The organism is Enterobacter cloacae complex sp. 677-3DZ2D5B (assembly GCF_004136695.1).
GTDB lineage: Bacteria > Pseudomonadota > Gammaproteobacteria > Enterobacterales > Enterobacteriaceae > Enterobacter > Enterobacter hormaechei_C.
The window spans coordinates 1-20549 of record NZ_QFLS01000021.1 but is presented as its reverse complement, the minus strand read 5'-3'; the positions used below and the strand labels follow the sequence as shown (position 1 = coordinate 20549).

The window sequence follows — 20549 nt, the reverse complement described above, 5'->3', positions numbered from 1 at the left end:
TTGTGACCGCTTTTTCCACGCTGAACGTTCTGCCTGAAGCCCAACTGGCTAACCTGAATGAGTTGGGCTACCTCACTATGACCCCTGTCCAGGCCGCCGCGCTGCCGGCTATCCTTGAAGGCCGTGACGTGCGCGTGCAGGCGAAAACCGGCAGTGGAAAAACGGCTGCATTCGGGCTAGGCCTGTTACAACACATTGATGCAACCCTGTTTCAGACTCAGTCCCTGATACTCTGCCCGACGCGCGAGCTGGCCGACCAGGTCGCGGGTGAGCTGCGTCGTCTGGCGCGTTTTTTGCCTAACACTAAAATTTTAACGCTCTGCGGCGGGCAACCGTTTGGTGCGCAGCGCGATTCCCTTCAGCACGCGCCGCATATCATTGTGGCAACGCCGGGCCGTCTGCTCGATCACCTGCAAAAAGGCACCGTTTCACTCGATGCACTGCAAACGCTGGTGATGGATGAAGCTGACCGCATGCTGGATATGGGCTTCAGCGATGCGATTGACGAAGTGATCCGCTTTGCGCCAGCCACGCGTCAGACGCTGCTCTTTTCTGCCACCTGGCCTGAGGCGATTGCGGCGATCAGCGGGCGCGTGCAGAAGAACCCGCTGACCATTGAAATCGATACTGTCGATGCGTTGCCGGCGATTGAGCAGCAGTTCTTCGAGACATCGCAGCAGGGCAAAATTCCACTGCTACAAAAATTGCTGAGCCAACACCAGCCAGCGTCCTGCGTGGTGTTCTGTAATACCAAAAAAGACTGTCAGGCGGTGTGCGATGCCCTGAATGATGCCGGGCAGAGCGCATTATCGCTGCATGGTGATCTGGAACAGCGCGATCGCGATCAGACGCTGGTGCGTTTCGCTAACGGCAGCGCTCGCGTGCTGGTTGCAACGGATGTGGCGGCCCGTGGCCTGGATATTAAATCGCTTGAGCTGGTGGTGAATTTCGAACTGGCATGGGATCCGGAAGTGCATGTCCACCGCATCGGGCGTACTGCGCGTGCGGGTAACAGTGGTCTCGCCATCAGCTTCTGCGCACCTGAAGAGGCGCAGCGCGCTAATATTCTTTCGGAAATGCTGCAACTGAAACTCAACTGGGTGAATACCCCAGGTAATATCAGCATCGCTCCGCTGGCGGCGGAAATGGCCACCCTGTGCATCGACGGCGGTAAAAAGGCCAAAATGCGTCCCGGTGACGTTCTGGGGGCGTTAACAGGGGATATCGGTCTCGACGGGGCAGATATTGGCAAGATCACGGTCCACCCTGCGCATGTCTACGTAGCGGTTCGCCAGTCGGTTGCGCATAAGGCCTGGAAACAGTTGCAGGGCGGGAAGATTAAAGGGAAAACCTGCCGCGTTCGACTGCTGAAGTAAGCTTAAAACGCGTCTCAGAAACGATATCTGAGACGCTGCCAGGTTACTTGACTTCTACCACGTTCAGGCGCAGTTCATCGAATTGCGCATCCTCTTCCTCTGGCTGCCAGCCAGCAGGCTGCATCGGGATCTCTTCGCGATCAAACGCCAGATCCCCGCCATTCACCACCTCTGAACCGTGGTTAATCCCTTTGAAATCGAACAGTTCAACGTCGGCGAGGTGCGAAGGCACCACGTTCTGCATGGCGCTGAACATGGTTTCGATGCGGCCCGGATAGCGTTTATCCCAGTCACGCAGCATGTCGCCAATGACCTGACGTTGCAGGTTCGGCTGTGAGCCGCACAGATTGCACGGAATGATAGGGAAGGCTTTGGCCTGAGAGAAACGCTCAATGTCTTTCTCGCGGCAGTAGGCAAGTGGGCGGATCACGATGTGTTTGCCGTCGTCGCTCATCAGCTTCGGTGGCATTCCCTTCATTTTGCCGCCGTAGAACATATTCAGAAACAGCGTTTGCAGAATGTCGTCCCGGTGATGGCCAAGCGCAATCTTGGTGGCACCCAGTTCGGTTGCGGTGCGGTACAGAATGCCGCGACGCAAACGTGAGCAGAGCGAGCAGGTCGTTTTGCCCTCTGGGATCTTCTCTTTAACAATGCCGTAGGTATTCTCTTCTACGATTTTGTACTCAACGCCCAGGTTCTCAAGGTACTCCGGCAGGATATGCTCCGGGAAGCCAGGTTGTTTCTGATCGAGGTTAACCGCGACCAGGGAAAAGTTCACCGGTGCGCTTTGCTGTAGATTACGCAGGATCTCCAGCATGGTGTAGCTGTCTTTACCGCCCGACAGGCAGACCATGATGCGATCGCCTTCTTCAATCATGTTGAAGTCTGCAATGGCTTCGCCCACGTTACGGCGCAGTCGCTTTTGCAGTTTATTCAGGTTGTATTGCTCTTTCTTTGTATTTGATTGATTTTCTTGCATTTATTACTACCTTCGGAGCCAATAGGGGCATAATAGGGGCAAAAATTCTTCAGCGTGCGAGCTTGTCGTTAAGCATCAGCACCTGTTCGCCATTCATTTCTTCAATCCACGCACCGTAGACTTCATAAACCATTTGCGCGTTTTCATGCCCCATCTGGCTGGCTATGAAAGACGGATTAGCGCCGGCAGATAAAAGCCAGCAGGCAAAAGTATGCCGCGTATGGTACGGATTCCGGCGGCGAATACCAGCACGTTTTACAGCTGCGTTAAATCTGGAGCCGATACTCGATAAAGAGTAGTAGGCCTTCTGTATGCCCTTGCGCATCCTGGGCATGAAAACAAACCGCAGGTTCTGATATTCCATCGCACCATACTCTCGGTGATGAAACACAATCTCGGTTTTGGGCTGTAACGAAGTCAGCTTACGCTGTGCCTTCAAGGCCTCTAGTGCTGGCTCTAAAAGCGTGATAACGCGATCACCTGCATCGGTTTTTGGTGGGACGAACATTCCTAGCGCATTAAGGTTGCGCTGTATATGAGCCGTACCTTTTTCCCAGTCGATATCTTCCCAGGCAAGAGCTGCAAGCTCTCCATGACGGACACCAGTATAAACTGCGAACGTCCACATATTGAGGCTTTGGCCACGCTCGGATGCCGCAAGCAAACTAAACTCCTGCTTCGTTAAAGGATCCGGTTTTACTTTCCCTTTGTGTAGTTTCTTGATCCCTTCAAAGGGTTTGCCACTGATAAAGCCAGACTTGTGTGCAAACCGAAGAAGGGAGCACAGAAGCGATATATAGTTGTTCACGGTACGCACAGTGCGTCCCTGTTTGTTACTTCTGGGATTTGCCAGGTAAAGTGTCTCACCGTTCAACAGCTCCTTTCTGTATTTCAGAATGTCGCTGTGGCGTATAGTTGAAACAGGCGTATCTCCGTTAATGATGTGCATTAACGTACCGAGTTGTGAGCGAGTCTTACGCATGGTATTCGCGCTAATTTCGGTTTCTTTAATGCTCGTCCACAGCTCACACAGCTCTGAAAAGGTTTGAACTGAAACAGTGGTTACGGTTTTTTTTGCTCTGGACGATGAAGGAAAGCGCTGATGGTAATCAAACTCTCCAAGGTTGATCTCACTAACGATCACAGCCCGAAGATTCCCGGCTTTTTTGATGTTCGCCGGGGTGTTAATCCAACCTTTGAGAATTTCGCGGCAACGCTTTCCCCGGTACATAAACCAGATACAAATCTTATTGTTTCTGATTTCGACACCTGTAGGCAAAGCTGCCATCTTACGCATCCCTTATTAACTGATTAATTCTCGGATAGTTATACCAGGTTGTGCCACGCAAGGTTTTTTCCCCAGAAGGCGATATCCGTTTAAAATGGACACCTTCTACCCAGCAGCCCTGGCGATACTTCTCAATCTGTCGTTGGGTCAGGCCTGTTTTTTCTGTGAGCCTGGCGCCAACAACCCATTCTTCGTTAAAAATTACCTGCGACATGGTTCACCTCAGGTAACCGGCATGAGTATAGATATGCCGGTCTTCAGTCGTTGATATTTCAGTTTCAGTTTGCCTGGCCGGGCAGGGAACGCAGTCGGCGCATGCCGGTCATTGCTGTGGCCACGTAGCTTGCCTTGCAGTTCACTACCTCGACCCAGACCTTCACGCCTTCCACTCTCACCGTATAGGTCTCTTTCATCTTGCTGCGCCCATAGTCACCATATCTTTGCTGGTGGGCTGCGAGCGCGATTTCACATGCCTGGCGAGCTAAAGGGGATTGCTTACTGCCTCGATTAATCAGTCGCATTTCTTCTCCTTGAGGGAGGGTTTCTCCTCCCGATCTCGTTAGTCCACGTATTCCGGTTTCATATCCGCCAGGGTGATGCTGAACTGATCGTGTAGTTCCTCTCCTAAATGGCGTTTCACAGATGCCAACACGCGTTCAGCTTCGCCAAAGCGTTCTGCCGCACCGGGTTCATCTGGAGATGGTAGGGAGTTGATTGCCGCTTCCACCTTGTTACGAGCATCAACCAGGTAATAACGCTTCACAGCTTTGTTCTTCAGTTCAGTGAACAGGGCAGAACCCAGCGTTACTTTCACGGTTTCAATATCTGCGCGCAGAGCTTTAGCGCTATCCACATCCTGAGCCGCCTCGATCCGGTCACGGAAATCATCAGCAAGTGCATCGATATTTTGAGCTGATTCCTGAGCCGTTTGAGTCATAGTGACGTTGTCACCTGAAATGTCTGCAAGGCTTACGTGCTGCGCCGGTGCTGGGTTTACCTCTCGTTCTTCACGGCGATCATCCAGTTCATCCGGGGTATAAACACCCAGAATCACATCCGGGCAGAACAGTCTCGCCCAGCGTTTGACAGCCAAATATGCCAACTGCTGGCGTGGGTCGTCAGCCCACAGGGTAGAGTTTCGGGTTCGGGCCTGAGCCAGCAGTAAATCAAGTTCTCTCGGCTGATCTTCACCTTTCAGAGTTGCGCGGATAATGATGCCGATCCCGGCTTCGTCAGCCAGGGTCCAGCCCGGGACGCGGTACTCGCCTTTATCGCCTTTACGGATGTGGAATTTTCCTACAACCTTTTCCCATGGACCGTACCACTCATAATCAAAACGACTGGCAAGCACGCCGCTGCGTGAAATGACGGCATTAACCAGTTGAGCTTCATACCCGAGCACACCGTTAATCAGGTGCGTCTTCTGCGCCACGGCAAAGGGATTCATCTGCCACTGTGCCGCTTGCATTGCTACCGCCATGCAGTCGGCCTGATTACCCTGTAAGTGTTTAGGAACAGTCGCGGTGCCTTGCGCCATGATCTGCGCGAACGTGCTGATGGCGTTCAGATACTGGGAATCGAACAAAGCCACGTTGGAATTAATAACGGTGTTCTGGTCAGCAACGGAAACGTTTGTGTTATGCATAAATCCCCCTTAAGCCTGAGCGCGCAGCGCTTCGAGGCGGCGCAGGTCGAAGTCGTTCAGTTCATCGGTGTAATCGGTAGTGATCGGCGCTGGCCATTCGCCCGTGTCGAATCCGGTTGCTATGGCACGCATCGTTTTGCGGTACTCGAGCATGCCCAGTTCCAGCAGTTCGGTGGATGCCTCAATGATGGCGATCCAGTGGTAGTTCTCGTCTTTGTTGACGAATATCCAGAAGAACTGGTCCAGCCCCGCGGTCTCGCAATACATAGCTGCGCTGAGGTGGTAGTCCCGGTCAATGATTTCCCGGTGTAGCCTGGCGCGCAGACTTTCTTGCTTCACATTCCACATGCTGATGGTTTTCAGGTCAGCACCGATGCGCACGCCGTCCAGTTCAATCTCAAGGTCAGGGCGTACACGCACTTCTAAACCTGTTTCGTCGTCAAAGCCGAAGTAACTCACTTCAACGGCGCGGCTTGGATGTGTCAGCAGCATGCCGGCGGTCGGGTGCGCCAGGAGTGCAGATTGAATTGCCCGCGCTGTGGCCAGTTGCTGGCGGGTAACCAGAATCTTTTCGCCAGGGTTGTCGCGCCAGGCATCCAGCAGTTCGTCGGCGAATATGGCATCGGGCTTAACCGACTTAACTGCCTGGATCATGTCTGCTTTAGTGCCGGACACTTTCAGCGGCGTCGGTTTCTGCGCTTCCTGTGCGACCAAATCAGGATTGATGATCGCTAATTGCTCGAGTAGCGCATCACGGCTGCCGTTGGTTTTAACCGGCACGGGCAGGGTGGCGTTGTACTCTTTAATGCATGCCTTCATTGCCGTTGCTGTCTGTTTATGGCCTTCTTCAATACGCTGGTAGTCAGCTGGGAGAGCCATATAGCTTTGAGCCGTTTCTTCCAGGCTCGCACCAAGCGGCACTGGAGCGGGAAGGGATGCGTTATGTTGTTCAAGCAACGCTTTAATCTCGTCAGCACTCAGCAGCGCCGGCAGGCTGGCGTTGTACGCGTCGATGAACTCGCGCAGGGTTGCGGTGGTGGTGAAAGCATCCTCCGGGATCCCCGGTTCTAAGCTGAACTCTGCTTCGAGGTTTTCCGGCTGCAATGCAAGGGCATGCACCAGGTTTCCCATGTCCAGCACTTTTGATGCTATGTGAGGGATAGTTTTAGCTACATGGCGCGCATTGAAGTACATCAGGCTGACGCGGGCATCTTTCACCTGAGTTGAGCTGATGCCGTTTGCTGCGTGATAAACATCATTCGGCAGACCTTCGTAGCGGCCAGGTTCGAAGTAGGCCGGGTATTCGAGTACTGGCTCTGACTGCTGCTCTTCCGGCGCTATGGAATCTGTCTGCGTATTAGCTGCATAAGCGCCTTCGCCTGGTTGTACCGAATCAACATCTTCGTCTTTCTCTGGCTTAGCCGTTTCCATCTGCACATCGCTGGTGGTCTCCGCTGTGTATTTCGTGTTTTCGACTTCATTTGAGGAGGTATTGACGACCGGTTCGGTATTTCCCCCCATCAGGCCATCGATGGAGAACACGCCGCTGCCGAGATTTTCAACCTGCGGTTGTTCAGCTGGGGCTTCAGTCTCAACTACAGGAGTAGGCAACGGCAGTAATTTCACAGCAGAGTTAAATTCAGCCGTCATGGTTTTATTCACAAACTCAAGATGAGCCGCTGGCGTGTGGTGGATGTTATCTGGCGCGATGCGGATCAAGTTGAAGATTGCCGCACGGTTAACCGCCAGTATGCCGGGCTGATTACGCAGGATGGCGCTCCAGGATTTCCATGGTTCTTCTTTCTTCGCCACGATTTCTTTGGCATGTCGTAACACGCTCGAAGGAATTTCGAAGTGGTGGAAGTCCATAGGCAGTAGGGCGCATGCGATCTCAAGATCGAGAGTGTCCAGAGTGTGATGCGCGCCTTCGCCGCGATCCGTTACATAGCCGCCGTCGGCATTGGTACCAGAATCGGTGCGCTGAACATTACTAATGCGGTTACCGGCTGCCCATTCGCGAACGAGAATGCCGCGGTCAATGTAATCAGTCGCCGCCCAGATTCTGGTGAATCGGAGAACCAAAGCGAGTTCGTGACGCTTCTCCTGGCTGAACACTTTGCGAATGGCGTCGGTGTAGCGCCACAGGTCTTTGGTATCGTAACCCTTCACCTCTTCGCAGTTTTCTGCCGCCAGCAGCAGGTTCTGGACATAGCTGTTGTCTGTGTCCATTTCCAGCGCGCTGATACCTTCGTATTCTTCGCGGGTCAAGTGGTGGCGCAGTTCGTCGGCGGTGAACTGAGCGAGTAGCTGCTTGCGAAATGGCATACGAACGACCGGATAGCCAGGTTGGAAAAAGAGGTGAGTGAGGCGAAGCAAGCTCTGATGGTTGATGCACCGAAGAAGGAAAAGCTAAAGGAGTTAGGAGAGGGGATTTTCGAAATGTTCCGTGTCGATCCGGATCTCACAGCGCCGCTGCTGGCGATGGTCACAACCATGTTGGGGGCAATATGAGTTCTTCAGAAAAGGCGAAAGCCGGTCTGCGCGAACAGAACCGACTTTCAGGTGCAAAAACGGAGTGTAATTGCGGAGCTAAGTATGTCAAACACAGCTGAAATTATCAATTTCCCCCACAGAACTGAACAAGCGGGAGGTCGTATGGCCGACCTGTCGAACGGGTATACCAAGGTCGCTAACGAGATACAACAACTCAAGCCTCGTCTGAGAATGTCAGGCCGGGAGTGGCAGTGTTTTGAGGCGGTGATCTGGCTTACCTACGGCTGGAACAAGAAACAGGACCGCGTTACGAACACGGTGATCGCCGAGCTTACAGGGCTGAGTGATTCCCACGTTTCGGATGCGCTTAAATCACTCGCAGAACGCAAAATTATCTTCAGTCAGAAGCAGGGAGTGATGAAAACGGTCGGTATAAATACTGACCTTTCTGCCTGGATTTTAGACAAGCCGAAAACGGGAAAAGTCTTCCCGAAATCGGGAAAAGTGTTACCGAAAACGGGAAAAACCTTCCCGGAAACGGTAGACACCCAAGACTATAACAAGAACAATATTAAAATATCCTCGTCTCGGAATTCTGACGAATCCCGAAACCAGAAAACTCAAAAGTTTCTCTCACGCCATCCAGAAGCAGCCGCCGGGATATACACCCCTGCAGGTAAATCATGGGGATCCGCTGACGACCTCAAGGCCGCACGCTGGATTTACGACAGGCTTCTCACCGTCAACGCATCGCTATCCGAACCCAACTGGGCTGAATGGGCAAACACCATAAGGCTGATGCGTGCCCAGGACAAGCGTACTCACTACGAAATCTGTGACCTCTTCCAGTGGGCCAACCGGGATGAGTTCTGGAAAGACAACATCCTGAGCCCTTCAAGTCTGCGCAAGCAATGGGATCAGCTCACTACGAAGCGGCTGCGTGCAACCGGAACGGCAAAGCCATCCCGGGGCGGCATTGACCTGCATAACACCGACTGGATTGACGGGGTGCTGGAATGAAAAACCTCGCAGAGAGCATTCGCGATTTTGACCGGGAACAGGCTTGCCGGGTAGCGCACAACATGCCTGAGCAGTACACCGAACGCGAACAAACGCAGCAGGTGGCTCAGATTATCAACGGGCTGTTCGTACAGCTGGCGGCCGCGTTCCCGGCAAGCCTGGTTAATCGCAGCCAGGAAGACGTGAACGAGATCCGCCGGCAATGGGTGCTGGCCTTTAAAGAAAACGGGATCACAACCATGGCGCAGGTCGAAGCCGGCATGCGCATGGTACGCCGACAGGAGCGTCCATTTCTGCCTTCGCCAGGCCAGTTCATCAAGTGGTGCAGGGAAGGGCGCTGCGTGCTGGGGATCACCACTGCTGACGTCATGGCTGAATACTGGAAGTGGAGGAAGCTGGTTTATCGGTACCCGAGCAGCGAGCTATATCCGTGGCCAAAGGCGGTTTATTACCACATTTGCCTTGAACTGCGGCGCCGTGGAACAAATGGTCAGTTGAGTCTTAAAGAACTCGAGCGTGAAGCCAGTGACATTCTGGATGTGTGGGAAAAGCGGGTGCTGGCCGGGAAGCCGATTCCGCCAGTTCGTAGAGCGTTGGCAGCACCAGTATCGTCGAAGGGACCGACACCTGCAGAGCGTCTCAAAGCCAAATACGAGCGGATGAAGGCTGAAGGAAGGGCATAGGAAAGAAATGGTCCGCTATGAGCGAGAGGTGTGCGTACAGAACGAATTTCATTACATATGAATTAAACATTTCTTCCCTGGGAACGTCGATTGTCGTTTGGGATAGCCAGGCTTTAGCCTGCTGGTAATCGGCAGTTCAGCCAGAAGAAAGAGTGATCCGACAATGTATCCTGCACCTTTTTTACCATAATGATGAAGGCCTTCACCAAGTCACATCCTCAGGTGCCATTTCTGCATAAAGACTAAAATTGGCCATTCAAACAATCATCATTGTTGAATCAAAGTTAAACCCATATTAGTTTCATGGCATTCCATTTCTAACATGTCCTACGCATTTTCCTCTTCTTTGTGTCTTTTTTATATGTCAATTTTGATTATGATGACTTAACACTGAAGTATCCATCAGTAATCCTTCTGAAGAAGGTGAGGCATATTTCCGTAGATAAATCAATCAAGTAACACTTTCTAAAGGAAAACAAATGAAACGTCCAAATTGGTTCCAGGTATCTGCAGAAGGCTCAAAAGCACTGGGAACGCTGCATCATTTCGCCACAACAGGAACAAATCTCCCGGAAGAGTTAATACATTTGGTTTTTTTAAGAGTATCTCAGATTAATGGCTGCGCGCATTGTATTGATATTCACACCCGCGATCTTATGAAGTGTGGCATGTCGGTAGAGAAAATAGTTCTGATTCCCGTATGGGAGGAGGCTACATATTTATTCTCGGATCTGGAGCAAGCGGCGCTGGCATGGGCTGAAGAAGTTACCAGAGTAAGTGAGACACATGCTTCGGATGAAGCGTATTCTGCAGCGCTTTCAGTATTTGGTGAAAAAGATTTGGTCGATTTGACCATCGTTATTGCAACAATGAATGCACTTAATCGTATGGGCGTCAGCTTTCGAATGAAGCCGCTGGCCAAGGCATAAATTACCATTCATTTTCTTCTCGCGATTGGTTACTCATTTCCCCAAAAGTAAAAACCGCCGAAAGGCGGTTTTTACTTTTTTAACAGCTAGCGATGAATATAATCGATCTTAATATTCTTTTAAGCATGTATAATATTAGGTTGAAAATACACTATGAATACTATTCGTGTGCGGTTATTACATTATATGTAAGCTTATAATTAAAAAATAAAGCCGCCAACAAGAAGTGTTGTTGGCGGACATTTATTAATGTAATTCAGCACGATCCAGACCGTAAGCGCTATCCATCGAGCCTGGTGCCATCTGCGATAAAATCTGCAGACGGTTCCAGGCATTAATTACAGCAACGGTGAATGTTAACTCTGATACTTCCACTTCAGAGAAATGTTCGCGCAATTCGTTGTAAAGCGCTTCGCTTACACCATTATTACCAATGCGGGTCAAAGCTTCAGTCAGTGCCAGAGCAGCTTTCTCTTTGGCGCTGAACAATGGCGATTCCCGCCAGATTGCAACGTGATAAAGACGCAGTTCACGCTCTCCATGCATTTTTGCTTCTTTAACATGCATATCCAGACAAAATGCACAATGATTTAGCTGTGAGGCACGGATATCAACTAAGTGCTTAAGTTTTTTATCCAGCGAGATTTTTCCTAATGCCATAGAAGCATCGGCAAGTGTTTTAGCCAGTGCCGGGATGGTTTTGAAATGATTCACACGTGACGACATATTGTAATCCTCTTTTTAAAATAAACGATCAATGGTTTGCAGTGCATGGGGTAATGCTGTAGTACGAGTTACGGGGTCATGCGTGCCGTCTACCCGAATAAATTGCACGTCGGTAATGCCAATATATTCAAGCGCTACGCGAATGTAGGGCGTGAACTGGTCATCTGCTACAAATGGACCGTGGGCAAATACGCTGCCGCTGGCGACAACGCAATACACTTTTTTGCCGCTGACTAGCCCTATTTTTTTGCCCTCTGGCGTAAAGGCGAAAGTTCGTCCGGCGCGGGTTATATGATCGAACCAGGCCTTCAGCACGGAAGGCAGGCCGAGGTTCCACATCGGTGATGAGATAACCAATGTGTCGCAATCAAAAAGCTGATCTACCAGTTGTTCCGAAGTCTTAATAGCGGTGAGCTGAGCTTCACTACGTAGGTCTGGTGGGGTAAAAAAACCAGCAATGGTAAATGCATCAAGATGTGGTAGCGGCCGTTGAGCCAGGTCCAGAACTGATTCTTCAAGCTCGGCATGATGCGCGCGTAATTTTTCTACAAGGCGTTCAGACGCCGCGCGGGATGCCGATCCTGATAAATCCGGACTGACTTTAATGTGAAGCAGTTTCATCATTTTTTTCCTCAGGTGAGATCGCGATAAAAGTGCAGGCCGAGGGCGGTGTATCCGACACGCTGATAAAATGTCTGGGCTCCTGAATTACTAATGGCGGTATCAAGGACCATCTGACCACAACCGTATTCACGTGCGATTACCGCTAAGTGATTCAACAGCGTTGCACCCATCCCCTGACCGCGAGCCTCGCTCACTGTTACCAGATCGTCGACGTAACAGAATTGCCCGTGAATAAAATTTTCGAGCAGTCGATAACCGGCCAGCGCTATTGGTTTGCCATCCTGCTCCAGTCCTGCAAGCCGATAACCTTGCGCCTGCTGGCGCTGTACCTGGGCGATAAATTGTTTCTCATTCGTCAGTTTGCTGCGTAGTTCCCGCATCAGCGCAAAGCAACGGGCAAGGTCAGTAGCGGTGTCGTAATGTTCAATCTTCATGACGCCTCATAATGAGTGGCTTAGTTAATAGCCATATCTTAATCTTGTATGTCTGGTTAAAAAGGGCCATTATTGCACTTAATTGATAGGACATCTAAAGGTGCATTTAATGGGGTACAAAGAGATTTATGCCCGCTATCGTCAGCAGATTCAGGACGGTCTTCTGAAACCGGGAGCGCGCGTTCCCTCGATTCGTTCGCTAGCAAGCGAGTTGCAGGTAGCGCGAAAAACGGTAGAAACCGCGTATGAAATTCTTATTGGAGAAGGCTATTTCGTGAGTCTGGGGGCAAAGGGGACCTATATAAATCCGGAGCTCAGGCTAACTTCAACGGTCAGCGCAGACAACGCTGTATCGTCTTGTTCACTTAACACACAGATTACTGAAAGGAAGGGTGATCTGAGGCTCGGAATCCCTGCCCTGGATGAATTTCCCCATAAAAAATGGTTACTAATATCGGGAAAAGCGGCGCGAAGTCTTCGTCCAGAAGAAATGCTCATGCCCCCGGTAATGGGCTTTCAGCCGCTACGTGAGGCCATTTCAAGTTATCTCAATATTTCAAGAGGAATGAATTGCCGACCGGAGCAAATCTTTGTTACCAGCGGCTATCGGGCCAACTTACGGTTAATTCTGTCGGTACTTGCACAGCCTGACGATAAAGTGCTGTTTGAAGATCCTGGCTACTTTTATGGTCAGCAATTATTAAAGCGAATGGCATCCAATCTGCACTATATACCTGTTGATCGGCAGGGCATGGATGTTGATTTTCTTCAGCGCTATCACAATGATGCACGCTTCGCTATCGTTACACCCACTCATCAAAGTCCGCTCGCAGTTAGCCTTTCATTACCGCGTAAGCATCAGCTGCTGGCCTGGGCACAGCAAAACAGTAGCTGGATAATCGAAGATGATTACGACGGAGAGTTTCATTACACACGAAAAGTAATCCCGGCGTTGAAAAGCCTCGATATGCATGACCGGGTTATTTATACCGGTACGTTTAGTAAAACGCTAATGCCAGCTATGCGTATCGGCTATATGGTAATACCACAGGAGACGGTAGCCCGTTTCAGTGAACTGGGCGAAATCCTTGAAACGGGTCTACCATTACTGCCGCAAAAAATACTTGCGCAATTCCTTAGCGAAGGGCACTTCTACCGGCATATAAAAAAGATGCGCTTACTCTATCAGCAGCGGCGTCGCATGATGCTTGAAGCAATTGAAACGAGCTTTCCAGGGTTATTTGAATTTGAGCTTACAGATGGCGGGATGCATATTGTTGCCTTTCTGCAACGTGGCATTGTAGATACCGCATTAGCTGCATTATGGACACAGCACGAGCTTTACGTCCGGCCACTCTCGAGCTGGTATGCGCAGACACAAAAACGTTATGGGTTAGTCATTGGATACACTAATATTCGCTCAACCGAAGAGGCGCAGAAAATTTTGGAGCGGGTTAAGGAAAAAACACTGGCGCTTATGCAGCATTAAGTTTTTTGATAGCCAGGCGTGAATAATAATCTCTTGTTTAGCCGTATCGTTGCCTGATAAAAATATTTAGTCGATCACTCCCTGTAAATGAGGGTCGACTAAATATGATCGTGATACTACATGTGTTTTTTAACAGGAATTTAGTCTGATGTCGGTGCCATATATCTCCTACAGGATATTACGTATCGCTAACGGGAACACCGTTTCTAAGCCAGACGTTCAAAAATAGAGCGGTTTTTTGAGTGTATCTGGAATATTAGCGGATCTCAATTTCAGGAACGGCTGACATCCCGACGCGCAATAATTTTGCATCGGGTTGATTACCATCCAGCACTATTTTCACCGGTAAACGCTGGACGACTTTAGTAAAGTTACCCGTTGCATTGTCTGGCTGGATGGCTGAAAACGTTGCGCCGGTTGCAGGAGCGATACTATCGACATGTCCAGTAAACTTTTTGCCAGGCATGGCATCAATTTTAATTAAGACCTTCTGCCCCTGCTGAACATTTGCCAGCTGTGTTTCAAGATAATTGGCAGTGATGTAAGTTTGATGTAGCGGAACCACGGCCAGCAGACGTGTCCCTGCGTTAACGTAGGCACCGAGGCGCACCGAACGCTGGCCTACCATCCCATCGACTGGTGCAACAATACGCGTATAAGAAAGGTTAAGCCTCGCCTGACTGACCTTTGCCTGCGCGACTGCAACATCGGCTTCCGCCTGACGTAATGCAGCCCTCAACACGCCTACCTGTTTTTCTGCTGAGGTCAGAGCAGCTTCGTTCTGACGAACGACTGCGGATGCAGAACGCTGCGTTGAATGGGCTTTTTGTTGATCGTCCGCAGCGACGGTACCTCTTTGATAAAGTTTGTTAAAACGTTCAGCGTTCTGACTGGCGTACTGCGCCGATGCCTGACTGGCTAAAAGGGTCGCTTTAGTCTGAGCAATAATGGATTGTTGCTGCTCCAGTTGTGCAAGGCTGCTCAGGTGTTTTGCTTGACTAAGCTGCAAATTAGCTTGCGCCATTTCAAGCGCTATTGTGTAGTCTCGGTCATCCAGCGTGGCCAGTGTTTGCCCTGCTTTAACCCGTTGGTTATCCGCGACATAGATATTTTTGATATAACCCGATACTTTTGGTGCTACCAGTGTGTAATCCGCATTCACATAGGCATCATTGGTACGTGTATCATTATTCAGCATTGTCGACCAGACGAAAAATATCATCGTCATCATCAGAATTAATAATGCGCTGAGCATAATCGTCCTTCTGGATACAGAAAATTTCATTTAACCACCTCTATTTAGTCATGGCAGGTTGAAAACGTGTCTGGGGCGGCCAGACACGTTTTGGCAACCAGACAGTGAGTAATAACAGCAGGACGGCAAAGCCAGTCATCAGCAGATAGCTGTCGCCCAGACTCAGAACAATTGCCTGATGTTTTAATAAGGTGATAAATCCCGCGATGTTCTCGGTGTTGCTGATGCTGCCGTCGTGTAATAAAGGGATGCTGCTGCTGGCCTGCTCACTGACCGGTGTCGATATCAACCATGGGCGGTTGGCTACGTTATTGACCAGAACATTAGAATGAAATTGTTCTCTGTTATTTATAAACCATTCCACTAATACGCCAGCAGCGATGCTTGAAAAACCCCGTACGGTATTGAACATAGCAGAGGCATAATGTCCTTCCGGGGGAGCCACAACGCTGGTTGCGCTCATAAGCAACGGTAAAATAAGTGACGGTAATCCAATCGCCAGCAGAACCTGTATGGCCCAGAAATTCTGGCGTGCCCAGTCGCTGGTTATCTGCATACCCATCAGGCTGGCGAAAATCATCAGAGCAATCCCGAAAGCTATCAGCCAGCGACAATCAACCCAGCGCAGACTAAGCAGTGCGGCAACAAGTGGAGTGATAATTAACTGCGGGAGCCCAATGGTCAAAGCCAGCGGCGCAAATTGCGCTGTTCGAAAGCCCTCTACTTTGCCAAAGAAATTGGACGGCAAAGCCGAGCCAGCCAGCGACAGTACCAACACTACAGCGAGCGCCATCAGGCCATATGAAAAGTTACTTCTCTCCAGCATCTGTAATTTGAACAAAGGGAGGGGATGAAACCATTCATTAATCAGAAAAATCGCCAGGCACACGATGGCGCTGGATAACAGACAATTAAATAACGGCGATTCAAACCAGTCCAGACGTCCACCCTGAGTGATGGCGATTATTAAAAACGCCATACCAGAACAGCCGGTAAGCATACCGAACAGGTCGATCTGTTTAAATCGGTCGAGATAAATCGGGTCCTGCGGCAAACCCCAGCCAATAAATATCATCGAAATCAAAATGGCGGGGACCGCTTGCCAGAACATGAACATCCAGCTCACTTCATCTGTCCAGAATGCCGCCAGTGAAGGTGCCACATTTGGACCTAAAGTCGCAGTCAGAGCATAAGCTCCAAGTCCATAAAGTTTTATAGATGGTGGCAGAAAACGTAGCGCCACAGTCATGAGTAAGGGAGGAAGTGCGCCGCTAAACAGGCCCTGTATCGTTCGCAAGAGAATAAACAACGGCGCATTCGGCAGTAAGGGTAAAAGTATGCCGCAAACCATAAAACCGCCAGCGCAAGCAAGCGCGAATTTACGCAGCGAAAAAGTCACAGCAAACCATGGTGCGATCATCATCGCCACTACTTCCGCGGCCTGGTAGGCAGATGTGAACCAGCTGGCTTGATCATAAGTCACGCCAATTCCGGCACGCACATCTGCAAGCGCTATATCTATAACCCGACCATTAAGTCCGGAGGTCAAGGCTGCAATCAGTACACCCACAAACCCCATTGCAAGGCGCCAGGTAAAGGGGGGCAAGGGTTGGGTAGAACGCTGTGCATTCATACAAAGTTCTCGTGCATTAAATCGATACAATGTACCGTATTGTGGTACAATGTGGCATCTTACATTGTGGTAGCGTCCATTGCAATGTGATAATTAAGACAAGAACTGAGATAACAGGCTGTCCGTCACCGGACGATAAGGAGCTCTATATGGCCGTTAATGCTTCAAGCTTTGAGGATGAAAAACCCGGCGGGATTCAGGTTATCGCCCGTGCAGCTGCAATTTTGAATGTGCTGGGTAAACACCCAGGCGGCATGAGTCTGGGGGAAATTGCGCAGGAGGTTGCTCTCCCTCGTTCAACGGTGCAGCGTATTGTCGCGGCCTTAGACAGTGCTCAACTTGTGCGTAGCAGCGGTGCAGGTGGTCTGCGTCTGGGACCAGCACTACTCAAACTTATTTCCAGTGTGCACAGCGATGTAGTGGATCTTGTACGTCCCTTCCTGGAGCAGCTTTCGGCCAATATTAATGAAACAGTGACCCTGGCACGTGCCAGTGGTACCCAGCTGGCAATCGTCCATTACGTTGTAGCATCACGTGAATTACGTGTTGTACCTCGTATTGGACTTAATTTGCCGCTCTACAGTACTTCCGGCGGTCGTGTGTTACTGGCTATGGAAAGGGATGAAGATGTCCGCATACTGGTAGGCGATGCCTATGAAGATCTAACCGGAATGACAGTTAAAACTCTTCCACAGCTTCTGGAGCTGATCGCCGATGTTCGTGCCAATGGGCTGGCTATAGATCTGGGTGAAACTCTTGAGGGCGTCTGCACGATAGCAGTAGCGCTAGACACACTTTTTGGTCGTTTTTCTATCTCATTATTAGTTCCAGCGCCACGTTTCCATAAACATGAAGCCTTTTATCGGAAAGAACTCATGCAATGCAAGGAGGCGATAGTTAATGAAATTGGAAGAATAATTTCGGTAGGAGAATAACTAACAACAGGAATAAGTGTTCTCAACGAAATTTGTTAGGCCGCTTGCACAGCCCGGCCCGACCTGCCCCAATATTAGATACAACGATCAGTTGGTAATGGAGTTGACCAGCTTCCCGTTGATCAACACTAAGTACTGTTAGCTACGTCCGCTTTTGGCACAAAGCTGACATTCCAGCCTTTGTATGACTGTAAAAACTACCTTCACGTGATAAGCCGCTTCGGGTAATGACGAGGCGCTTGTGTGACTTACTGGAAAACCAAATTGCGCGGCACGTTTGCTGCGCAAGTATCGCTGACTGCTCGATACCAGCTGAGCTTTAAAAGCCAAATATGATTGGATGAAAGCTGGTAGGAGGGTAAGGGGATGTGTGAGCGAAAATGAGACCAACTATTTAAGCCTGCTCCGTTTACCGCATTTTAGCTGAGTACTGAAGCATTGCTTTTGCACCCGCCGGGCCCGCTGACTTTTCACTATATATTAGTTTATCCGCTTCCAGCTTGACACCCATCGATTATGACTGCGTTAAGCCTATGAAAAAGTAATAAGTCTGGAAGTTTTTTTTTAAAATTCTATGAATTCATTAGATTCTGGCCAGAAGATCTTCAAATATCCATTTTTATCATATTTTGAAAAAAGATTGCCCTGGAAGCAAAATATACCAGCGGATTCTAGCCACATCCATTCTTCTGGTTGTTCGACACCTGTTGCACAAATCCTTATCTCTAAAAGTTCGCCGCAACGTATTAAACTTTGTAGTATCGCCTGCTTAGAGCCGTCCTTATGTATATTATGGATTAGTTGAGGGTGTATTTTGAGCTTCTCAGGCTGAAATTTCGAAAGAAACAATAAACCTGCATTTCCCACACCAAAGTCATTAATAGCAACACTTAAACCGCAGCTTTTGAGAATCTGCACGGAATGCGCGAACTCATCAATTTCAGGGATTATTTCGCTCTCAGAAAACTCAACTAAAACTTGTTCTGGGTGTAAGTTACTTTCTCTGATGTAATCGAGCAAAATCTCAATTGCATTCGGCACCCTCAGTAAGGTTAAAGGCAGGAGTGTTATTGATACTCGTTGTGAAGAGGTAATGAAACCCCCTGCAATTTTTAACAAATCTTTCTTCGATTCCAAATCAAAAAGTAAATTATTGGCTTTTATAACGTCATTATCTGATTTAGCATTCAAGACAAAAGAATGAATCTGGGCAGCCAGAGGGTCTATAACTGCATGCATGTCTTCGATAATATCGGGATCAACCGATGATACATTTATTTGATCGGATGAAAAAAACCAACTGTATCTATCAGGAAGTTCATAATAGCTGTCTGTCTCAGCAGAATCTATAAATGTGCGGAAAAACCTTAAGGCTCTGTCGTTGTAAAGCATTTTATGTTGGGTTGTTCCACGTTGAAGAACCCTGTCCAGACACTCTTCTTTACTGAATAGTCTTATATCAATTAATTCCATGCCTGAGCGGCCAAATCGTCGATAGGGGGCATAATCGGATAAGAGTTCTACAATGTTAAAGTGAAGTGTATCTAGGCAAATCTTTTCATAGATTTGCATTACAGCTGCTTCATCACCTTCCAGAAGCTGTAAGAAATGAATCCCATTGAAAAGTAAAACACCAGTTACCCCCGCACATTCATTTCGGGAATTTGCTTCACTGACCATGTCAATAATGGATTGAATTGGTGTATCAGCTCGCAGGTGGCTTCGGTAGATAAGAGTAGTAAGCATAGTTTCACACTTTAAAGGATTTTCTTCTAAAGTAGCATACGGAAGGTCAGTTAGGGCTATTTAACTGAAAAATTTACAAAAACGAGTACGGTAAAGTTAAAATTGTGCATGAAGAGTACAATGCTTCACAAAAAACCATTAAATTAACGTGGTTTAATCCTGCGAGAAATTCACGATTCTGCAACGTAAATTTGCTTGGTATGCACACGTGACAAAGTAAAAATTGATTCTAAGATTGCGGTAGTAAAAATTATCACATGGAGGTTCTAATGGTTTTCATTGTGGCTTTAACTTTATCTCTTCTTCTTTGCGTAGCGGGCCTTATCTTCATTTTGCTGGAGCTAGTTAGCATAGGCTGCAACCCTCAACGACATTGAAAGATACGTGCAAGAAATCCAGCAAAAGCATTGATTGAAAGGCACTTGACCTCAAGTTAGCTTGAGCTTTTAAGATGGCGATTCTCGATATAGTTAAAGGATTAGCCTAATGAAAGAGATTGATGTCGGTTTTACGCACGTTGCGTTTGTTGTTAGAGATTTGGATAAAAGTATTGATTTTTACGGCCGTTATGCTGGCATGGAAGTCGTACACAGGCGAGAGCCTGACCTTCCGGAGGCACGTAAAGTCGCGTGGTTAAGTGACCTAACTCGCCCTTTTGCGCTTGTCCTTGTCCAGGTTGATGCTGTGACTGACACCCCTTTAGGTAATTTTGGTCACTTGGGAGTAGCTTGTTCAAGCATTGAAGAAATCGACAATAAAGTAGCGATGGCTAGGATGGAGGGCATCTTGCGAAAAGAACCTGTTCAGGCAGGGGAACCGGTAGGTTATTATGTCTTCTTCGCTGATCCTGATGGTAACACACTTGAACTTTCTTATGGTCAGAAAGTCGGGATCGAGGCTTTTCGTCATTATGATACAGTGCCTGCATCTCAGTAAATTTCGATAACCGGTTGGATTACATTACGCTCTGGTAATGTTTCATATCGTTTTAGAGCTTGCTGACTAATTTGTTGCTAGTAACAGCAAGCTCCATATTAGCCTTTACAGATTTTCATTTTATTAATCTCATTTCTAAGCCACAATTTAGTAGCGAAACTGCACCAAACTCCGCTGAAATCTATTCAACATAACTATTGTGTAGACCTCCAAATCTGAGATCTGCCCCATATCGTACTTAAAACATATACCTGTAAGCCTGAAAGCGCTCCATAGTGCGAACACTCTTTAATCGTTGCAAAATCCGTGAGATATGTTTATAAATATACTGTATATGCATGGGTCTTCCCTTGTTGTG

At 48.8% G+C, this 20549-nt stretch carries 19 protein-coding genes and 1 pseudogene; 8 read left to right on the top strand and 12 right to left on the bottom strand.

Features of this window, described 5'->3' with window-relative positions; translation table 11 throughout:
* Nucleotides 1-2 precede the first annotated feature (2 nt).
* The gene (gene dbpA, locus DD597_RS22970) at nucleotides 3-1376 is read left to right on the top strand and encodes an ATP-dependent RNA helicase DbpA (protein ID WP_032609310.1); all 1374 of its coding nucleotides are present in this window, start codon (nucleotides 3-5) and stop codon (nucleotides 1374-1376) included.
* A gap of 43 nt (nucleotides 1377-1419) precedes the next feature.
* Here dbpA and ttcA read toward each other — a convergent pair whose 3' ends face one another.
* From ttcA to DD597_RS22940, 6 genes are all read right to left on the bottom strand, one after another.
* On the bottom strand, nucleotides 1420-2355 hold the full coding sequence (gene ttcA / locus DD597_RS22965) for a tRNA 2-thiocytidine(32) synthetase TtcA (RefSeq protein WP_032609308.1): 936 nt from the start codon (nucleotides 2353-2355) through the stop codon (nucleotides 1420-1422).
* Nucleotides 2356-2404: 49 nt separating this feature from the next.
* Nucleotides 2405-3643: a site-specific integrase gene (locus DD597_RS22960; RefSeq protein ID WP_022651305.1), complete on the bottom strand. Its 1239-nt coding sequence runs from the start codon at nucleotides 3641-3643 to the stop codon at nucleotides 2405-2407.
* 1 nt (nucleotide 3644) lies between these two features.
* On the bottom strand, nucleotides 3645-3857 hold the full coding sequence (gene xisR / locus DD597_RS22955; RefSeq protein ID WP_022651304.1) for an excisionase family protein: 213 nt from the start codon (nucleotides 3855-3857) through the stop codon (nucleotides 3645-3647).
* Between the two features lie 64 nt (nucleotides 3858-3921).
* Complete coding sequence (locus tag DD597_RS22950) at nucleotides 3922-4164, bottom strand: DUF4060 family protein (protein WP_020882485.1); 243 nt, start codon at nucleotides 4162-4164, stop codon at nucleotides 3922-3924.
* 38 nt (nucleotides 4165-4202) lie between these two features.
* Nucleotides 4203-5288 (bottom strand): RecT family recombinase, encoded by a 1086-nt coding sequence (locus tag DD597_RS22945; protein WP_022651303.1) that lies wholly within the window; start codon nucleotides 5286-5288, stop codon nucleotides 4203-4205.
* Between the two features lie 9 nt (nucleotides 5289-5297).
* Nucleotides 5298-7556, bottom strand: coding sequence for a PD-(D/E)XK nuclease-like domain-containing protein (locus DD597_RS22940; protein ID WP_255571352.1), 2259 nt, complete (start codon nucleotides 7554-7556; stop codon nucleotides 5298-5300).
* Nucleotides 7557-7622: 66 nt separating this feature from the next.
* Here DD597_RS22940 and DD597_RS22935 point away from each other — a divergent pair.
* The 4 genes and pseudogenes from DD597_RS22935 to DD597_RS22920 form a co-directional block, all read left to right on the top strand.
* Nucleotides 7623-7799, top strand: a pseudogene (locus tag DD597_RS22935) (toxin YdaT family protein); the annotation flags it as partial.
* Nucleotides 7800-7883: 84 nt separating this feature from the next.
* Entirely contained in the window at nucleotides 7884-8801 is a 918-nt protein-coding gene (locus tag DD597_RS22930; RefSeq protein ID WP_032628274.1) for a replication protein, read from the top strand.
* A complete protein-coding gene (locus DD597_RS22925; RefSeq protein ID WP_063444233.1) occupies nucleotides 8798-9484 on the top strand; it encodes a replication protein P in 687 nt (228 codons plus the stop codon). The genes DD597_RS22930 and DD597_RS22925 overlap by 4 nt, the downstream gene beginning before the upstream one ends.
* Nucleotides 9485-9963: 479 nt before the next feature.
* The gene (locus DD597_RS22920) at nucleotides 9964-10413 is read left to right on the top strand and encodes a carboxymuconolactone decarboxylase family protein (RefSeq protein WP_005131814.1); all 450 of its coding nucleotides are present in this window, start codon (nucleotides 9964-9966) and stop codon (nucleotides 10411-10413) included.
* Between the two features lie 246 nt (nucleotides 10414-10659).
* On the opposite strand, the gene DD597_RS22915 is transcribed toward DD597_RS22920, so the two are convergent.
* From DD597_RS22915 to DD597_RS22905, 3 genes are read right to left on the bottom strand one after another with little or no spacing between them, the layout of a single operon-like run.
* On the bottom strand, nucleotides 10660-11139 hold the full coding sequence (locus DD597_RS22915) for a carboxymuconolactone decarboxylase family protein (RefSeq protein WP_059356660.1): 480 nt from the start codon (nucleotides 11137-11139) through the stop codon (nucleotides 10660-10662).
* A gap of 15 nt (nucleotides 11140-11154) precedes the next feature.
* Nucleotides 11155-11763 carry an FMN-dependent NADH-azoreductase gene (locus DD597_RS22910; protein ID WP_224222677.1) on the bottom strand — a complete coding sequence of 203 codons (609 nt, stop codon included), beginning with the start codon at nucleotides 11761-11763 and terminating at the stop codon, nucleotides 11155-11157.
* A gap of 8 nt (nucleotides 11764-11771) precedes the next feature.
* Nucleotides 11772-12197, bottom strand: coding sequence for a GNAT family N-acetyltransferase (locus DD597_RS22905; RefSeq protein WP_023324744.1), 426 nt, complete (start codon nucleotides 12195-12197; stop codon nucleotides 11772-11774).
* Nucleotides 12198-12306: 109 nt separating this feature from the next.
* On the opposite strand from DD597_RS22905, the gene DD597_RS22900 reads away from it, so the two are divergent.
* Nucleotides 12307-13686 (top strand): PLP-dependent aminotransferase family protein, encoded by a 1380-nt coding sequence (locus DD597_RS22900; RefSeq protein ID WP_023324743.1) that lies wholly within the window; start codon nucleotides 12307-12309, stop codon nucleotides 13684-13686.
* A 256-nt stretch (nucleotides 13687-13942) separates the two neighbouring features.
* Here the strand turns inward: DD597_RS22900 and DD597_RS22895 are convergent, their stop codons facing one another.
* Both DD597_RS22895 and DD597_RS22890 read right to left on the bottom strand, forming a co-directional pair.
* Nucleotides 13943-14971 (bottom strand): HlyD family secretion protein, encoded by a 1029-nt coding sequence (locus DD597_RS22895; protein WP_032628271.1) that lies wholly within the window; start codon nucleotides 14969-14971, stop codon nucleotides 13943-13945.
* 10 nt (nucleotides 14972-14981) lie between these two features.
* Nucleotides 14982-16574 carry an MFS transporter gene (locus tag DD597_RS22890; protein ID WP_129256602.1) on the bottom strand — a complete coding sequence of 531 codons (1593 nt, stop codon included), beginning with the start codon at nucleotides 16572-16574 and terminating at the stop codon, nucleotides 14982-14984.
* Nucleotides 16575-16723: 149 nt separating this feature from the next.
* On the opposite strand from DD597_RS22890, the gene DD597_RS22885 reads away from it, so the two are divergent.
* A complete protein-coding gene (locus DD597_RS22885) occupies nucleotides 16724-17509 on the top strand; it encodes an IclR family transcriptional regulator (protein ID WP_023324740.1) in 786 nt (261 codons plus the stop codon).
* Between the two features lie 564 nt (nucleotides 17510-18073).
* Here DD597_RS22885 and DD597_RS22880 read toward each other — a convergent pair.
* Nucleotides 18074-19255, bottom strand: a complete 1182-nt coding sequence (locus DD597_RS22880) for a diguanylate phosphodiesterase (protein ID WP_023324739.1) — start codon at nucleotides 19253-19255, stop codon at nucleotides 18074-18076.
* A gap of 486 nt (nucleotides 19256-19741) precedes the next feature.
* Between DD597_RS22880 and DD597_RS22875 the strand changes: the two genes are divergently transcribed.
* A complete protein-coding gene (locus DD597_RS22875; RefSeq protein WP_023324738.1) occupies nucleotides 19742-20191 on the top strand; it encodes a VOC family protein in 450 nt (149 codons plus the stop codon).
* The last annotated feature ends 358 nt before the right edge of the window (nucleotides 20192-20549 follow it).

Excerpts from the sequence above, each read along its gene's own strand:
- ttcA (WP_032609308.1), bottom strand. The coding sequence starts at position 2,355 with ATGCAAGAAAATCAATCAAATACAAAGAAAGAGCAATACAACCTGAAT.
- DD597_RS22960 (WP_022651305.1), bottom strand. The coding sequence starts at position 3,643 with ATGGCAGCTTTGCCTACAGGTGTCGAAATCAGAAACAATAAGATTTGT.
- xisR (WP_022651304.1), bottom strand. The coding sequence starts at position 3,857 with ATGTCGCAGGTAATTTTTAACGAAGAATGGGTTGTTGGCGCCAGGCTC.
- DD597_RS22950 (WP_020882485.1), bottom strand. The coding sequence starts at position 4,164 with ATGCGACTGATTAATCGAGGCAGTAAGCAATCCCCTTTAGCTCGCCAG.
- DD597_RS22945 (WP_022651303.1), bottom strand. The coding sequence starts at position 5,288 with ATGCATAACACAAACGTTTCCGTTGCTGACCAGAACACCGTTATTAAT.
- DD597_RS22930 (WP_032628274.1), top strand. The coding sequence starts at position 7,884 with ATGTCAAACACAGCTGAAATTATCAATTTCCCCCACAGAACTGAACAA.
- DD597_RS22925 (WP_063444233.1), top strand. The coding sequence starts at position 8,798 with ATGAAAAACCTCGCAGAGAGCATTCGCGATTTTGACCGGGAACAGGCT.
- DD597_RS22920 (WP_005131814.1), top strand. The coding sequence starts at position 9,964 with ATGAAACGTCCAAATTGGTTCCAGGTATCTGCAGAAGGCTCAAAAGCA.
- DD597_RS22915 (WP_059356660.1), bottom strand. The coding sequence starts at position 11,139 with ATGTCGTCACGTGTGAATCATTTCAAAACCATCCCGGCACTGGCTAAA.
- DD597_RS22910 (WP_224222677.1), bottom strand. The coding sequence starts at position 11,763 with ATGATGAAACTGCTTCACATTAAAGTCAGTCCGGATTTATCAGGATCG.
- DD597_RS22905 (WP_023324744.1), bottom strand. The coding sequence starts at position 12,197 with ATGAAGATTGAACATTACGACACCGCTACTGACCTTGCCCGTTGCTTT.
- DD597_RS22900 (WP_023324743.1), top strand. The coding sequence starts at position 12,307 with ATGGGGTACAAAGAGATTTATGCCCGCTATCGTCAGCAGATTCAGGAC.
- DD597_RS22895 (WP_032628271.1), bottom strand. The coding sequence starts at position 14,971 with ATGAAATTTTCTGTATCCAGAAGGACGATTATGCTCAGCGCATTATTA.
- DD597_RS22890 (WP_129256602.1), bottom strand. The coding sequence starts at position 16,574 with ATGAATGCACAGCGTTCTACCCAACCCTTGCCCCCCTTTACCTGGCGC.
- DD597_RS22885 (WP_023324740.1), top strand. The coding sequence starts at position 16,724 with ATGGCCGTTAATGCTTCAAGCTTTGAGGATGAAAAACCCGGCGGGATT.
- DD597_RS22880 (WP_023324739.1), bottom strand. The coding sequence starts at position 19,255 with ATGCTTACTACTCTTATCTACCGAAGCCACCTGCGAGCTGATACACCA.
- DD597_RS22875 (WP_023324738.1), top strand. The coding sequence starts at position 19,742 with ATGAAAGAGATTGATGTCGGTTTTACGCACGTTGCGTTTGTTGTTAGA.